We start from the raw sequence: 14,694 nt of genomic DNA on the forward strand, positions 1-14,694 counted from the left end.
CGCCCGGGGACCAGGGGGACACATGGCCACGGTGCTGATCGTGGACGACGACCCGGCGATCCTGGAGGTGCTCACGGCCTACCTGGTGGCGGAGGGCCACAGCGTGGAGACCGAGGACGACGGGCTGGCGGCACTGCCCCGGCTCGCCCGCGCCGACGTCGCCATCCTCGACTGGATGCTGCCCGGCATGACCGGCGTGGAACTCACCGCCTACGCCCGGCGGGAGCACCCCCAGCTGCCGGTTCTGCTCCTGACTGCCCGGGGCGAGGAGGAGGACCGCCTTAGGGGCCTGAACGCCGGGGCGGACGATTACGTCGTCAAGCCCTTCAGCCCCCGCGAGGTGGTGGCCCGCGTCCGCGCCCTGCTGCGCCGGGTCGGGGTGCAGGACCGCATCGAGGCCGGGCCGCTGGTGATGAACCTCAGGAGCCGCGCCGTCGCGCTGCACGGCCAGCCGCTGGCGCTCTCCCGCACCGAGTTCGACCTGCTCGCCACCCTGGCCCAGCACCCGGGGCTGGTCTGGTCCCGCGAGCGGCTGATGGAGCGGGTGTGGGGCCCCGACTACCCGGGCGTGACCCGGGTGGTGGACGTGCACATCACCGCCGTGCGCCGCAAGCTGGGGGACGACGCGGACGCGCCCACCTTCATCGAGACGGTGCGCGGGCTGGGGTACCGTTTCCGGGAGGACTGACATGCGCCTGTTTCCCCGCTTGCTGCTCAACCACCTGATGTGCGTCGCGGTGACCGCCGCCGTGCTGCTCCTGGCGGCCGAGGTGGCCGCCCAGCCCTTCATCGGGCACCACGTGGACGAGATGATCCGGCTGATCGGCCCGGAGGGGGGGCGGCTGCGCGGGGACCTCACCGGGGGGATGCGCGGCACCCTGACGCGCGCCCTGCTCGCGGCCCTGCCGCTGGCCCTGCTGGTCGCCACCGGGATCGCCTGGGCCTCCGCTCGGCGAGTCACCGCGTCGGTGCGCGCCCTGCAGTCGGGCAGCGGCGCCATCGCCAGCGGGGAATACGCCCGGCGGCTACCGGAGGCCGGGCAGGACGAACTCGCGGACCTCGCGCGCAGCTTCAACACGATGGCGGGGACCCTGGAACGGGTCGAGCAGACACGGGTCGAGCTGATCGGGAACGTCGCCCACGAGCTGCGCACCCCGGTCAGCGCAGTGCGCGGCTACGCGGAGGCGGCTCAGGACGGCGTCCTGCCCGCCGGACAGGCCCTCGCCGCCATCACGCGGGAGGTGGCGGGGATGGAGAGACTCGTGCAGGACCTCAGCCTGGTGAGCCGGGTGGAGGCCGGGCGCATGGAGTTGAAGGTGGGCGACGTGCCCCTGGCCGAGCTGCTGTCCCAGGCCCAGGACCGCTTCGCGCTGGCCTTCGAGGACCGCGGGATCGCGTTCCAGGTGGACCTGCCCCCGGGTCCCCTGACGGTCCGGGCGGACCCCGAGCGGGCGCAGCAGATCCTCGCCAACCTGTTGCGCAACGCCCTGCGGCACACCCCACCCGGCGGAACGGTGCGGGTGTCCGCCCAGGCCGAGGGGGCAAAGACCACCGTGTCCGTCGCCGACACGGGCAGCGGCATCGCCCCAGAGCACCTGGAACGGGTGTTCGAGCGCTTCTTCCGGGCGGACCCGGCCCGGACCCCGGGCGAGGGGAGTGGGGTGGGCCTGACCATCGCCCGGGGACTCGCCCGGGCGATGGGGGGGGATTTGGGCGTGCGATCGGCGCCCGGACAGGGCAGCACCTTCACCTGGACGGTCCCGCTGGGGAAATCGGCGCCTACTCCGCGCCTGGGTTGACCGGGCGGTGGCGTCGACCTCTTGAAGAGCGTTCTCAGGTCGAGATGACGCTTCGGTTCACTCTTAAATTGACAATGTTGATAAGTTTGCTTAGGATTCCGCGTGTGAGACGTTTGCTCCTGGCCACCACCGTCCTGCTCCTGAGCGGCACGACCCTCGCCCAGACCAACCGGACCCTGACGATCTACTCGGGCCGGGCCAAGACCTTCGTGGACCCCATCGTGCAGCAGTTCGAGCGGACGACCGGGATCAAGGTGAACGTCCGGTACGGCACCGACAGCCAACTGGTCGCCGCCCTGCGCGAGGAGGGTGAGCGCAGCCCCGCCGACGTGTACTGGGGCAACAGCGTCGGCGCCCTCGGCGAACTGGCGAGCGAGGGCCGCTTCACTAAGGTCGGCGCGGCCCTGACCCGCAACGTGTCCGCCGACTACGTGCCCGACGACCGCTCGTGGCTGCCCACCACCGTGCGCTTCCGGGTGCTCGCCTACAACAAGGACAGGATCAAGCCCGAGCAGCTTCCGGACAGCGTGCTCGACCTGCCCAAGATGACGGCCCTCAAGGGGCGCATTGGCTGGACGGTCTCGTACCCCTCCTTCCAGGACTTCCTGGCGGGGATGATCGCCAGGCACGGCGAGGCGACCACCCGGCAGTGGCTGGAGGGCATGAAGGCGCTGGAGCCCAAGGACTACAAGACGAGCAACGTGGGGATGCTGGAGGCCATGCGCGCGGGCGAGATCGACGTGGGCCTCACCAACCACTACTACATCCAGCGCGTGGCCCGGCTGAACTATCCCATCGAGACCTATTTTTTCAAGAACGGCGACATCGGCAACCTGGGGAACGCGACGGGTGCGGCCATCCTGAAGACGAGCAGGAATCAGGCCGCCGCCGCACGTTTCCTGAGCGCGCTCGTCGGGAAAGACGCGCAGACCTTTTTTCTGAGCGTGAACTTCGAGTACCCGGTGATCGGCAACATCCTCCAGCCCACCACCATGCTGCCCTACGGCGACGTAACCAAGCGCAGCCCCCGCATCGACCCCACCGCGTTGCCGAAGAACATCGAGCGGGCGCAAAAGCTCCTGCGGGACGCGGGGCTGTTGTAGGGGTGGGGCCTGGTCGCGGCGGGGGGCCCCGGAGCAGGCGCCCCCCCCCAGCCCGACGGGAAGGCCCGGGGAGGTGGACGTGGCCGACCTCAAGGTCCTGCCTCTCATGACCCGCCGACGCGCTCCCCTGGCCCTGGCCCTGCCCGCGCTGCTCACGGCGCTCGGCGTCCTGCTGCCGCTCGCCTACCTGGTGCTGCGGGCCTTTGGGGCCCAGGGGGAGGAGCTGCGCGAGATCGTGTTCCGGGTGCGGAACCTGGAGTTGCTGGGCAACACGCTGCTACTGGCCGCCGGGGTGCTGGCGGCGGGGACGGCGGTGGCGCTGCCGCTCGCCTATCTGGCCGCACGGACGACCTTCCGGCCCCGGGGGCTGCTGATGCTGCTGGGGGTCTTGCCGCTCGCCATCCCGGGGTACGTGGGCGCGTACTCGCTGATCGCGGCGGGCGGGCCGGGGGGGACCGTCCAGGCGTTGACCGGACTGAACTGGCCCGGCCCGAGCGGCTTCCGGGGGGCGCTCGGCGTGCTGACCCTCTTCACCTTCCCGTACCTGTTCCTGAACCTGCACGCGGCGTTGCGTTCGCAGGACCCGGTGCTGGAGGACGCCGCCCGGCTGCTGGGGCGCACCCCCTGGCAGACCTTCCGCCTCGTAACGCTGCCGCACCTGCGCCCGGCGTGGCTCTCGGGGGGGCTGCTCGTCACGCTGCACGTGCTGGGCGACTTCAGCGTGGTCAGCCTGATGCGCTACCCCACCTTCAGCGCGGCGATCTACCAGCAGTACACCGCCGCCTACGACCGGGTGTACTCCGCGTGGCTGGCGCTGATGCTGCTCGCGGTCACCGCCCTGACCCTCTGGCTGGAGGCGCAGCTGATGCGGGGCGTGTTCCTGGCGCGGGTCTCGCCGGGGGGAGCGCGGCAACCTGCGCGGGCCCGGCTGGGCCGCTGGGGGCTCCCGGCCTGGACCTTCGTCCTGACCCTGGGTGGGGCGGCGCTCGCCCTGCCGCTGGGGACGATGCTGTACTGGCTGCGGCTCGATCAGACGCCCTTCGCGCTCTCGGGGCTGCTGGACGCCGCCCGCAGCGCCCTGAGCGCCGCCGGGGTCACGGCGGTTACGACCACGGCGCTCGCCTTCCCGCTGGCGTACATCGGGAGCCGTTACCGGGGGCGGGCGGCGCGCCTCACCGAGCGGGTCGCCTACCTGGGCTACGCCACGCCGCCGCTGGCATTCGCGCTGGCGCTGGTGTTTTTCGTGCTGCGCGCGGTGCCCGCCCTGTACCAGACCTTCACCCTCCTGATCCTGGCCTACACCCTGCACTTCGTCGCGGAGGCGGTCGGGCCGATCCGCACGTCGCTGACGCGGGCGACCCCCCGGCTGGAGGAGGCGGCCCGCGTGCTGGGCGCCCCGCCCGGTCGGACCTTGTGGCGGGTAACGTTGCCGATCATGTGGCCCGGGCTGCTGGTCAGCGCAACGTTCGTGTTTCTAAGCGTCCTGAAGGAACTGCCCCTGACCCTGCTGCTGGCGCCCATAGGGTTCGACACGCTGGCGCGCAATGTCTGGACGTACACCGAGGAGGCGCAGTACGCCGCCGCAGCGCCCTACGCGCTGGCGCTCGCGGCGAGCGGGGCCGTGCTGACGGGGCTCCTCCTGAGGAGGGAAAGATGACGGTCGCCCGGCGAACCGAGCCGCTGGCTCAGGGTCTGACCGCAAGCACGCCCATCCTCGAACTCCAGAACCTCACCAAGCGGTACGCCCCGGGACTGCCCCCCGTGCTGGAGAGCCTGAACCTCAGCGTGGAGGCGGGTGAACTCGTCACGCTGTTGGGACCCAGCGGGTGCGGGAAGACGACCACCCTGCGTCTGATCGCGGGCCTGGAGACGCCCGACGGGGGGAGCGTGCGCCTGCTGGGGCGCGACGTGACCTCCCCCTTCGTGCCGCCCGAGCGGCGGGGCGTCGGGCTGGTGTTTCAGGACTACGCGCTCTTCCCGCACCTGACGGTCCTGGGCAACGTGCTGTTCGGGCTCCACACGCTGCCGCGCCCTGAGCGGTTGACTCGCGCCCGCGAGACGCTGGCCCTGGTCGGCCTGACGGTGTTCGAGTCGCGGCTGCCGCACCAGCTCTCGGGCGGGCAGCAGCAGCGGGTGGCGCTCGCCCGTGCGCTCGCGCCCCGGCCCGCCCTGCTGCTCCTCGACGAGCCCTTTTCCAACCTCGACGCGGGGCTGCGCCACGCCACCCGCCAGGAGGTGCGCACCATCCTGCGCCGCAGCGGCACGACGGCCCTCCTGGTCACCCACGATCAGGAGGAGGCGCTGGCCTTCAGCGACCGCCTGCTCGTGATGCGCGCCGGGCAGGTCGAGCAGATCGGTCCCCCGCACGAGGTGTACACGCGGCCCCGGACGGCCTTCGTGGCGAACTTCCTGGGGCGCAGCAACCTGCTGAGCGGGACGGCGAGCGGCCTCACCGCCCGCACGGCCCTGGGCACGCTACCGCTGGCGGAGGCGGCCCACGGCCCGGTGCTGGTGAGCGTGCGGCCCGAACACCTCGCCTTCGCCCGCGCGGGCGAGGGGGGCACACCCGTTATCATCCTCGCCCGCGAGTACAAGGGCCACGACGTGACCTACACCGTGCGGCTAGGCAATCAGGAACTTCTCGTCCACGACGCGAGCGGCGAGGTGCGCCCTGAGGGCGGCGAGGTTCAGGTCCGGGTGACCCAGGCCGCGCGTCCGGTACGCGCCGGTGAACCGGGGGACCGTTCTTCCTCCGGAAAGGGGACGTGAGGTGCTGCTCTCCCTCCTGCGGATGTGCCTCCACCTCGGGGCCATGACCCAGGGTGCGGTATCAGCAGCCAGCGTCATTCGGCGAGGCTGTCAAGGGCTGGGAAGTCGGGGGGGCCGGTAAGCTTCCCGGTTCAGCACGTGCAGGTTCAGCAAGTGGCGGGCGAAGTGGGTCGGCCAGTGCGGCTTCTGCGGTTGGACACAGGCTGCCTGCAACGCCGCGCGTCGAGCAACTCCACCGTCGCCTTGGGAAGTTCGACCGCTGCCCGCACCGGGGCGTCCTCAGCGAGGTAGGTGCGGAGGGTGCGCTGCTCGCGCGGCTCGATGCGGTTTTTCACGCCGAACTCCAGCAGCACCCGACGCCGGATGTACGCCGTGCGCGCCGGGAGCACGGTCGGGTAGTGCAGGGCGAGGTGCAGGTCGGCGGGCTCCCCCTCCGTGACGACCTGCACCCGCGCGTCGAGGGCACCCGCCTCACGCAGGTGTGGCAGGACGCGGTCTCGTACGCAGGCCTGCGTCTGAAGGCTCAATTCGGCGATGGCCCGGTCCCGCGCAATGCGCGACAGGTCGGTAAGGTCCTCGGGGGTGCGCCCCGACGCACCGAGCAGCCCCAGGGTGATGTCGAGGTCCTCGCTGAAGCGGGTGACCACAGCGTCCCCCTTGGAGAGGCTGGTCCCCCCCCCTTGAACGCCATCGGCACCTCGCTCCCCTCCAGCGCGAAGGTCTGGGCGAGCACCCACACCACCCACAGGTCCTTTTCCGGGAGGATGGACTCCCGGTTCTGCCGCTCGGCCACCGCCTCGAGCACGTCGCGTTGCTCTGCCGAGTCTAACGGCAACCAGTTCAAGGCCGGGCGCTCACCGGATGGGAGGCTCCGCGCGCGTGGGTCGTGATCAGGTCGGCGAGCCAGCCGGGCGAGGGCGGCGTGACCTTCCTCCGAGCGCCTGTGTCCCAGGTGATGCAGCGCGGTCAGGGCGTCGCCAGCGGCCGTGCCGGCCTGGCGCATCACGTACCCGGGGGCGTGCCGCAACGTCACTTGGTGGTTGCCGACCTTGAATGTCTTCTTGCCGCTCACCCGGCACTGAGCACCGCGGTCACGGGCGTCTGGGTGCTGAGGTCATATTCGACGAGCACCTGTGCCCCGGGGGTGGTGACCGGGATGCCGCGCGCCCGCGCGGAGGTCCGGGCGACCGTGACCGGGCTGGGCGGCGCCCTGTTGACGATCCGGCCGCGTCTGGGTTTGACGTACACGCCGCGCGCGACCCGCTCGATTACCCCGTTGCTGGTCAACCGGGAGAGCGCCTGATCGATGCTCGCGCGCGTTCCGTACAGCAGCAGTTCAGTCGGGAAGAACGGTTCTCCCTCGGGTTGTCGCGCGACGAACTGACGCACCTCCGTGCTCGACTTCGCCCGCATTCGTCAGATATCGGTGTGCTCATATCTGACGAAAGGTAAATGGCTTACATACTACCTGCCCGAGCTGTCCTCACCAGAGCGGGCGAAGTCGAGGTGAAGCGGCACCCGCGGACGGGGACGCCCCAGACCCAGGGTGGCGGCAGGTCCGATCAGCAGCGCCAGCACACTGCCCCAGACCACCCAGTCGCCGTAGCGCACGAAGGGCGTGCGGGTGGCCGAGACGTCGAAAGCAACGCGGTAGGCGCCCCGCTCTCCCCGGGGGGCGCGGAACTGCACCCGGCCCCAGGGGTCCACGACGGCGCTCACCCCGTCGTTCCCGGCCCGCAATAAGAAGCGCCGCGTCTCGATGGCGCGCAGGCGGCCCATCTGGAAGTGCTGCTCCGCCCCCGCTCCCCGGCCGAACCACGCGTCGTTGGAGATCACGACGAGCAGGTTCGCCCCCGCACGCACGGCCTGCCGGCTGAGCGGCCCGAACACCGACTCGTAGCAGATGCTGACGCCCGCCCGCAACTCCCGCAGGGGCAGCACGTTCAGCAGCCTCCCGGGCGTCAGGCGGGTGGACCCGGCCATTCCCAGGCTGTTCAACACCGGCGTGTAAAGGAAGCCCAGCACCCCCGAGAAGGGCAGGCTCTCCCCGAACGGCACCAGGACGCGTTTGTCCTGTCGGCCCGTGACCCCGCCGTCCACTCCGTAGGCGCTGTTGCGCGCCTGACCAGGCACGTCGCCTGGAGCGCCCACCAGCAGGGGCACCCCCAGCCCCCGCAGGGCGGGCAGCACCGTCGGGTCAGAGGCGGGCAGCGGGCTCGCCGTCTCGGGCCACACCACCAGGTCCGCCGCTCCCGAGCGCAGGGCGCCACGCGTCAGGTCGAGGTAGACCCCCAACTCCTCCAGGGTGCGCCCCCGGGCCTTGAGCCGTGGGTCGATGGCCCCCTGCACGAGCACGGCCGTGCGGGGTGCGGGCGGCACGGGGGGCGTGACCTGCCGTCCCCACAGCAGGCCCGCGCCCCAGACGGCCAGCAGCGCCAAAAGGGCCGGGGGCCGCCTGCCCCAGCCGGCCAGGACGCTGGCGGTCCCGGTCACCAGCAGGGTCAGCAGCGCGACCCCGCCGACGCTGGCGAGCTGGGCCAGCGGGGTCTGGGTCAGGGCGTACCCGGGCGCGCCCCAGGGAAAGGCCAGGGGACCCCGGGCGCGCAGCGCCTCGAGGAGCACCCAGGCGAAGGGCAGGGCGAGCAGGGTGCGGGATCCGAAGGCCACGCGGGTGAGGGCCAGGGGCGCGGCCCAGGTCAGCGCCGCGGCGGGCAGGACCAGCACGGTGAGCAGGCCGCCGAGCGGCCCCAGCACGTCCGCCATGCTGGCGGGGAGCCAGGGGAGGTGCACGCTGAAAAAGGCCAGGGCGAACACGAACGCGTGCCCGAAGGCCCCGCGCCCCCCCGTGCTGCGCGCCAGGCGGCGGTGCAACGCGGCCAGCGGCAGCGGGGCGAGTACGGCCAGCGGTGACGGCAGGAACAACAGGCCCAGCAGCAGGCCGCCCAGGGCGTCCCCCGGCCAGGCTGGCAGGAGCGGCGGGTTGAGGCGGGTCCGCCAGGCGCGGAAGGTGACGTGGTCGTCCACGCGCCGCACGCTACGGGAGCCGTGTTCAGGTGCGGTAAAGCTTTACACGACGTAAACACACCCCGCTTAAGCTCGCGGTGGAGGAACCCGACATGCCGACCTTCCCCTGTCCGCCCACTTCCCGGCCTCCCGCGCCGCCGAGGCTCACGTGACGTCCCCACGCCCCCGCCGGAGACGTGGGGGTCCCTGGCTGGCGGCGGCCCTGGTGCTCGCCGCCGTGCTGGGGGCCGCCTGGCTCGCCCAATCGCTGTCCGACCGGGGCCTCACCGGTAATCCGGCCATGAACCCCGCGATGCCGAGCATGCCCGGGATGGACCACGAGAACATGCCCGGCATGGACGGCGCCCCACCCACCACCCCCTGAGGCGTGCGGACCCCTGACCGGGTGGCCCCCCTGCCCCGCTGAAGAAAGACCTTTCCCCTGTGACCCACCCCTTGTTTCGCGCAAGTGATTTCCACCTGAGGCGCCGCACGGCCAGCCTCGCCTTCGCCGCCCTGCTGGCCTTCGCCTTGCTCGCGGTGGCCCTGGCCGGGGTCATCATGCCCGCCCGTCCCACGCCTGCCCCAGTGGCGCTGCCCCCCCGGGGGGACCTGCGCAGCGCCGACGGCCGGGTGCTGGCCGGAGGTGACCTGCCCCGGCGCGTCTACCCGCTGGGGCAGGTCGCCGCGCCGGTGATCGGCTTCGTCGGCGCCTCGGGCGGCCTCGAGGGGCTCGAGCGGGTGCAGGACGACCGCCTGCGGCGCGGCGAGGACCTGACCCTCACCCTGGACACCCGCGTGCAGGCGGCGGTCGAGGGCGCCCTCACCGACGCGCTGAAGCGCACCGAGGCCGAATACGCCTCCGCCATCGTCATGGACACCCGCTCGGGCAACCTGCGTGCCGTGGCGTCGGTGCCCGGCTTCGACGCGAACGACTGGCGCGCGGTGCCGGCGGGACGCTGGCGCAACCGCGCCGCCCTCGACGAGTACGAGCCGGGCAGCGTCGTCAAGGCCCTCACCGTCGCCGCGCTCCTGAACGAGGGCCGCACCACGCCGGACACGACCTACGACACCCCGATGTGGCGCCGCGTCGCCGGGGCGACGATCAACGACCTCGTGCCGCACCCCGCCGCCCTCAGGACCCGCGAGATTCTGCGCTACTCCAGCAACGTCGGCATGACCCGGCTGGTCGAGGGGGTGCCGCCCGAGCTGCTGCACCGTTACTTCAGCGCGTACGGCTTCGGCCAGCCGGTGCCCCTGGGGCTGCCCGCCGGGGACGGCCTGTTGCGGGACCCGGCCGACTGGAGCCCGCTGGGCCAGGCCACCATGTCCTTCGGCCAGGGCCTGACCGTCACCACCCTGCAACTCGCTGCGGCCTTCAACGTGCTCGCGAACGACGGGCGGTACGTCACGCCGCGACTCCTGCTGGACGCCCCGATCACCTCCCGGCCGGTGCTGACCCCGCAGACGGCCGCCCGCATGCGCGAGATGCTCCACCGGGTGATCGACGACGGCATCCGGACGAAGGCGGAGTTGCCCGGCTACCACGTGGGCGGCAAGACCGGCACGGCCCAGGTCGTGGTGGACGGCCGCTACAGCGCGTCCGTATTCTCCTCCACCTTCGCGGGCTTCCTCCCGGCGGCGAGGCCGCGCTTCACGGTCGCGGTGATGGTGCGCGGCGCGAAGCGGGAGTACCAGGGGTCCCAGCTCGCCGCCCCCATCTTCCGTGAGATCAGCTCCGCCCTGCTGTCCCTGTACGCGGTCCGGCCGGGAGCGAAGTGAACCGGGTGGGTGCGCCACACTGCTGCCTTAGCGCCCGGCCTCGACTGCCCCGCCTGTCGTGGGCTGCGGGATCGTCCCGTGGAGAAGACACCCTGATGCCTCTTACGCCCGGCTGCGACGTGGAGAGGCGACTCCAGTCCCATGAGACCTGCGGCCCGGAGGTGTTCCGTTCCCACCCCACCTGGGCAACAGAAGCTCTCACCGCTGAAGTTGTGAGGAGGTCCAGAAATACCTAGCTGTTGTGCTCAGGACCCTGGGTTGCCGTCTCATGTTGACTCCGCATAGTGAACGAGCCGCGGGTGCGGTGTCCTGTCTGAGTGACGCCCCCTGACGATAACCGAAGATCTCAGCGCTGCCCCCCTGCAGCCCTGCTCCCGCACATAGATGTCCCGTTGCGGACGTTCGGTTATCACGGCGCTTCCAACCATACAGATGACCATGACGCCTTCTCCTCGACACACTGCTGGCTGCGCGATGACGTGCGAGCAGGCATCTGGGCCTGTCCGGTCAACCCAGGAGAACGGCCAACCCCGGTCGGCCATTCAAGATGCGCCCCCTGTCCCTCCAGACGGTTCCCACCCTTCCTTGAGGAGTGCTTCTATGCTCAGCCTGTCATACCCCCCGACGTTGCAACGCTCGGCCGCTCCTGCGGTCCTCACCCTAGGTCTTCTGACAGGTCGCTGTGGTCCGCCTGAGGCTTCGCGACCAAGTCCGGCTTCTGATGCCCCTGCCCCCACCAGCTCGTCCTTGACAGTCTCGCCCGAAGAGCGGCGCCTGCAATGCGCGGACAGGCAACCCTTCTTGTACTGTGCGGACACCGGGTGGGAGCTCTTCCACCGCCTGGGCCGCGAGGATGTGCGCACCTCCCTCCAGACGCGTGCCTCGCAGGGCTTCACGGACATTCAGGCCGTTGCGCTGGCAGAGATGCAGGGGCTCACCGTCCCCAACGCCTACGGTGGTCTGACGCTGGTCGGGAAAGACCCTGCCTACCCCGCCACCACCCCGGGGAACGACCCCGCCGAGTACGACCACTGGGACCACGCAGACTCCATCGTGGACGAGGCCGCCTCGCTGGGTCTGCAGGTCGCCCTGCTGCCGACCTGGGACCGCTGGGTCAACGACGAGCCGATCTATTACGCCCGACTCGGCCCGGGCCTTCGGTGCCGGACGAGACACTGGTGGAGGGGAGCTACACGGGGAAACCGGCTGGTGGTGGGGCTGCGGGGCGAGGACTATGCCTGGGTATACCTGCCTGACGGCGGTTCGGCGACGGTGACACCCGGCCGGGCAGGTGGAGCCCAAGTGCGGGCCTCCTGGCTCGAGCCCCGAACCGGGCAGACGACGGTGACCGAGATCCTCACCAACACGGACGAGCGCCCCTTTTCCGCCCCCTCGAGCGGGCGCGGCCAGGACTGGGTCCTGCTGATCGAGACTACCCGGGACGGGAAGCCCTCCCTCCAGGGAGCCGCCGACCTTGGAGGGGGCGCTGTCCTTCCGTCTTCTGGCCGACGACGCCCGGCAACGGTCTCGCGGGGACGGGCGGCCAGGCGAGTTCGCTAGTGGGGAACGGCCCACGATCACACGTTTTCACGAATCCTCACCCTTCAGGAGAGTCTTGATGCCAAACCCACTCCGCCTTCCTAACCTGACCTTCATCACAGCGACCGCCGTGCTCACCCTCGGTCTCCTGACGACCGGGTGCGCCGCCCCCGGGACCTCAACGCAGGCTGTGTTGTCCAGCGCCTCCATCCCCGCCCGCGCGTTGAAGGTGATGCCGCTGGGCGACTCCATCACGGACGGCTACAACATCCCCGGCGGCTACCGCACCGAGCTGTACCGCAGGCTCTCGGCGCAGGTACCCGGACTGAACTTCGTCGGCTCCCTGCAAAATGGTCCCGCCACCCTGGCCGACCGCGACCACGAGGGCCACAGCGGCTGGCGCATCGACGAACTCGCCGCGCGGGTGGACGGCTGGCTCGACGGCGCCCAGCCGGACGTGGTGCTGCTGATGATCGGCACCAACGACACGATCCAGAACCGTGACCCGGCAGGCGCTCCGGCCCGGCTGGGCCGTCTGCTCGACCAGATGCTCTCTCGCCGCCCGAACGCGCGCATTCTCGTCTCGTCGCTTCCCCCGCTGCGCGACCCCGACCAGAACCGACGGGTGCAGGCATACAACGCCGCGTTGCCCGCCCTGGTGAGGAGCCGGGCGGCGCAGGGGAAAAAGGTCAGCCTCGTGAACGTGGGGGCCACACTCACCCTCGCCGACCTGGCCGACGGGGTGCACCCCAACGTGGGGGGCTACGGCAAGCTCGCCACCCTATGGGCCGAGGCCCTGCGGGGCACGCCGGGCGCACTCCAGCCCGGGGCGTCCGGCCAAGTCACCCTGGAGCCTGCTCCGGGCGGGAACACCGTGAACGAACCCGCCGCCTCAGGTGGAAGGGCCGTCGGCCTCTGGTCGTCCAGTCAAAAAGCCCGTTTCGTTGTCCCCGCCGATCTCCCCACAGGCAACTACACCCTGAGCCTGACCGCCCGCGCCGACGAGTACCAGGGCTGGCCCATCGTCGCGGTGAAGCGGGGCGGGACCCGGCTCGGCACGGCTACGGTGACCTCCCAGACCTACGCCCCCTTCGACCTCGCCACCACCTCGCTCGCCCCCGGGCAGACCCTGGAGGTGGAGTTCACCAACGACGCCCTCGGGAACAAGGCGGGCGAGGACCGCAACGCGATCATCGATCACCTCACCCTCCAGCCCACTGGGACCGGCGCATCACCCTCACCTCTCCCAGCCAGGACGAGCGCGGCGCGCCTCACGGTGTCACCGGATGGACGGCGGTTACAAGACTCGGACGGGCGGCCCTTCCTGTACTGGGCCGACACCGGGTGGGAACTCTTTCACCGCCTGAATCGTGAGGATGCGCGCACCTACCTTCAGACTCGCGCCGCGCAGGGCTTCACGGTCATTCAGGCTGTGGCGCTCGCCGAGATGGACGGCTTGACCGTCCCCAATGCTTACGGCGACCTTCCCCTGGTGGACAAAGACCCCGCCCGTCCCCTCACTACCCCGGACAACGATCCCTCCAATACCCAGCAGTACGACTACTGGGACCACGTGGATGACATCGTGAACGAGGCCGCGCGGCTCGGTCTGCACGTCGCCCTGCTGCCAACCTGGGGGCGCTGGGTCAATGACGAGCCCATCTTCACGCCGGGTTCGGCCAAGAGCTACGGGACTTTCCTGGGGCAGCGGTACAAGGACCAGCCGATCATCTGGGTGCTGGGCGGCGACCGCAACCCCGAGACTGACGCCCAGCGGTCCATCTGGCGGGCAATGGCGGAGGGAATCGAGCAGGGCGTGGGGGGGCGTAACCGGGCCCTGATCACGTACCACCCGCGCGGGGGGAAGACCTCCGCCGACTACTTCCACAGTGAGCCGTGGCTCGACTTCAACGTGTGGCAGACCGGGCACTGCCGCGATGAGCGCGAGGCCGCCAAGGTCCTGAGCACCTACAAACGCACCCCCGTCAAGCCGGTGATCAACGCCGAGCCGGTCTACGAGGACCACGCGGTGTGCAACGACAAGAGCAAGGGGTACGCCGACGAGGTGGACGTGCGCAACGTGGCGTACTGGAGCACCTTCGCGGGGGCGGCAGGGCACGCTTACGGGCACCGGGTGATTTGGGGCTTTGATGTGTTCGACCAGGGCCGCGACAAGGCCTGGCTGAAGGCGCTGAATGATCCGGGGGCGCGTCAATTGGGGTACCTCAAGACGTTGCAGGAGTCCCGTCCTGCCGTGGGACGGTCGCCGGACGAGACACTGGTGAAGGGCAGCTACACGGGCAACCGACCCGTGGTGGCGCTGCGGGGTCAGGACTACGCCTGGGTGTATCTGCCGGATGGGGGCGCAGTGACGGTGACGCTGGGCCGGACCGGGGGCGGGCGGGTGCGCGCGGCGTGGTTCGATCCCAGGACGGGGAAGACGGCGGAGGTCGGCACCTTCACCAACTCGGGCCAGCGGGCCTTCACTGCTCCCTCCAAGGGCCGTGGCAACGACTGGGTGCTGCTCCTCCAGAACGCCTGACCCAGGACTCACACGCTCAGGCGTTGACCGCCAACACTAGAGGCTGGGCAAAGCCCTATCCAAAAAATGGCTTGATTTTCGCCAGCATCAGAACGCAAGCGGCAACAAAGTGAAAGCCGATCAGAGTAGAGGACAAGCGTTCTAAATCTCGTCCCAG

At 70.7% G+C, this 14,694-nt stretch carries 12 protein-coding genes and 1 pseudogene; 9 read left to right on the plus strand and 4 right to left on the minus strand.

The features are described from left to right. Window positions 1-22 precede the first annotated feature (22 nt). The 5 genes from IC605_RS22505 to IC605_RS22525 all read left to right on the plus strand — a co-directional run bounded on the left by IC605_RS22505 (window position 23) and on the right by IC605_RS22525 (window position 5,671). Entirely contained in the window at window positions 23-688 is a 666-nt protein-coding gene (locus IC605_RS22505; protein ID WP_216329195.1) for a response regulator transcription factor, read from the plus strand. A gap of 1 nt (window position 689) precedes the next feature. Then, window positions 690-1,799 carry a HAMP domain-containing sensor histidine kinase gene (locus tag IC605_RS22510; protein WP_216329197.1) on the plus strand — a complete coding sequence of 370 codons (1,110 nt, stop codon included), beginning with the start codon at window positions 690-692 and terminating at the stop codon, window positions 1,797-1,799. Between the two features lie 104 nt (window positions 1,800-1,903). Beyond that, window positions 1,904-2,902 (plus strand): iron ABC transporter substrate-binding protein, encoded by a 999-nt coding sequence (locus tag IC605_RS22515; protein ID WP_216329200.1) that lies wholly within the window; start codon window positions 1,904-1,906, stop codon window positions 2,900-2,902. Window positions 2,903-3,008: 106 nt separating this feature from the next. Beyond that, window positions 3,009-4,559, plus strand: coding sequence for an ABC transporter permease (locus tag IC605_RS22520; RefSeq protein WP_216329202.1), 1,551 nt, complete (start codon window positions 3,009-3,011; stop codon window positions 4,557-4,559). Then, window positions 4,556-5,671: an ABC transporter ATP-binding protein gene (locus IC605_RS22525; RefSeq protein ID WP_216329203.1), complete on the plus strand. Its 1,116-nt coding sequence runs from the start codon at window positions 4,556-4,558 to the stop codon at window positions 5,669-5,671. The genes IC605_RS22520 and IC605_RS22525 overlap by 4 nt, the downstream gene beginning before the upstream one ends. A gap of 146 nt (window positions 5,672-5,817) precedes the next feature. Here IC605_RS22525 and IC605_RS22530 read toward each other — a convergent pair whose 3' ends face one another. The 3 genes from IC605_RS22530 to lnt form a co-directional block, all read right to left on the minus strand. Continuing rightward, entirely contained in the window at window positions 5,818-6,417 is a 600-nt protein-coding gene (locus IC605_RS22530; RefSeq protein ID WP_343216696.1) for a nucleotidyl transferase AbiEii/AbiGii toxin family protein, read from the minus strand. 322 nt (window positions 6,418-6,739) lie between these two features. After that, the gene (locus tag IC605_RS22535; protein ID WP_216329207.1) at window positions 6,740-7,084 is read right to left on the minus strand and encodes a DUF6088 family protein; all 345 of its coding nucleotides are present in this window, start codon (window positions 7,082-7,084) and stop codon (window positions 6,740-6,742) included. A 51-nt stretch (window positions 7,085-7,135) separates the two neighbouring features. Beyond that, complete coding sequence (lnt, locus tag IC605_RS22540; protein ID WP_216329209.1) at window positions 7,136-8,695, minus strand: apolipoprotein N-acyltransferase; 1,560 nt, start codon at window positions 8,693-8,695, stop codon at window positions 7,136-7,138. A 148-nt stretch (window positions 8,696-8,843) separates the two neighbouring features. On the opposite strand from lnt, the gene IC605_RS22545 reads away from it, so the two are divergent. The 4 genes from IC605_RS22545 (at window position 8,844) to IC605_RS22560 (ending at window position 14,537) form a co-directional block, all read left to right on the plus strand. Then, window positions 8,844-9,059 (plus strand): hypothetical protein, encoded by a 216-nt coding sequence (locus IC605_RS22545; RefSeq protein WP_216329211.1) that lies wholly within the window; start codon window positions 8,844-8,846, stop codon window positions 9,057-9,059. Between the two features lie 59 nt (window positions 9,060-9,118). Then, window positions 9,119-10,456, plus strand: a complete 1,338-nt coding sequence (locus IC605_RS22550; protein WP_343216697.1) for a peptidoglycan D,D-transpeptidase FtsI family protein — start codon at window positions 9,119-9,121, stop codon at window positions 10,454-10,456. 600 nt (window positions 10,457-11,056) lie between these two features. Then, window positions 11,057-12,016 (plus strand): glycoside hydrolase family 140 protein, encoded by a 960-nt coding sequence (locus IC605_RS22555; RefSeq protein ID WP_246581188.1) that lies wholly within the window; start codon window positions 11,057-11,059, stop codon window positions 12,014-12,016. 58 nt (window positions 12,017-12,074) lie between these two features. Continuing rightward, window positions 12,075-14,537 (plus strand): apiosidase-like domain-containing protein, encoded by a 2,463-nt coding sequence (locus IC605_RS22560; protein WP_216329216.1) that lies wholly within the window; start codon window positions 12,075-12,077, stop codon window positions 14,535-14,537. Window positions 14,538-14,592: 55 nt separating this feature from the next. On the opposite strand, the pseudogene IC605_RS22565 reads toward IC605_RS22560, so the two are convergent. Then, window positions 14,593-14,694: pseudogene (locus IC605_RS22565) on the minus strand (IS5/IS1182 family transposase); the annotation flags it as partial.

Origin of the sequence: Deinococcus aestuarii (assembly GCF_018863415.1) — a bacterium.
GTDB lineage: Bacteria > Deinococcota > Deinococci > Deinococcales > Deinococcaceae > Deinococcus > Deinococcus aestuarii.

What these genes read in the sequence shown, in the direction of transcription:
- IC605_RS22505 (WP_216329195.1), top strand. Translation starts at nt 23, where the DNA reads ATGGCCACGGTGCTGATCGTGGACGACGACCCGGCGATCCTGGAGGTG.
- IC605_RS22510 (WP_216329197.1), top strand. Translation starts at nt 690, where the DNA reads ATGCGCCTGTTTCCCCGCTTGCTGCTCAACCACCTGATGTGCGTCGCG.
- IC605_RS22520 (WP_216329202.1), top strand. Translation starts at nt 3,009, where the DNA reads ATGACCCGCCGACGCGCTCCCCTGGCCCTGGCCCTGCCCGCGCTGCTC.
- IC605_RS22525 (WP_216329203.1), top strand. Translation starts at nt 4,556, where the DNA reads ATGACGGTCGCCCGGCGAACCGAGCCGCTGGCTCAGGGTCTGACCGCA.
- IC605_RS22535 (WP_216329207.1), bottom strand. Translation starts at nt 7,084, where the DNA reads ATGCGGGCGAAGTCGAGCACGGAGGTGCGTCAGTTCGTCGCGCGACAA.
- IC605_RS22555 (WP_246581188.1), top strand. Translation starts at nt 11,057, where the DNA reads ATGCTCAGCCTGTCATACCCCCCGACGTTGCAACGCTCGGCCGCTCCT.
- IC605_RS22560 (WP_216329216.1), top strand. Translation starts at nt 12,075, where the DNA reads ATGCCAAACCCACTCCGCCTTCCTAACCTGACCTTCATCACAGCGACC.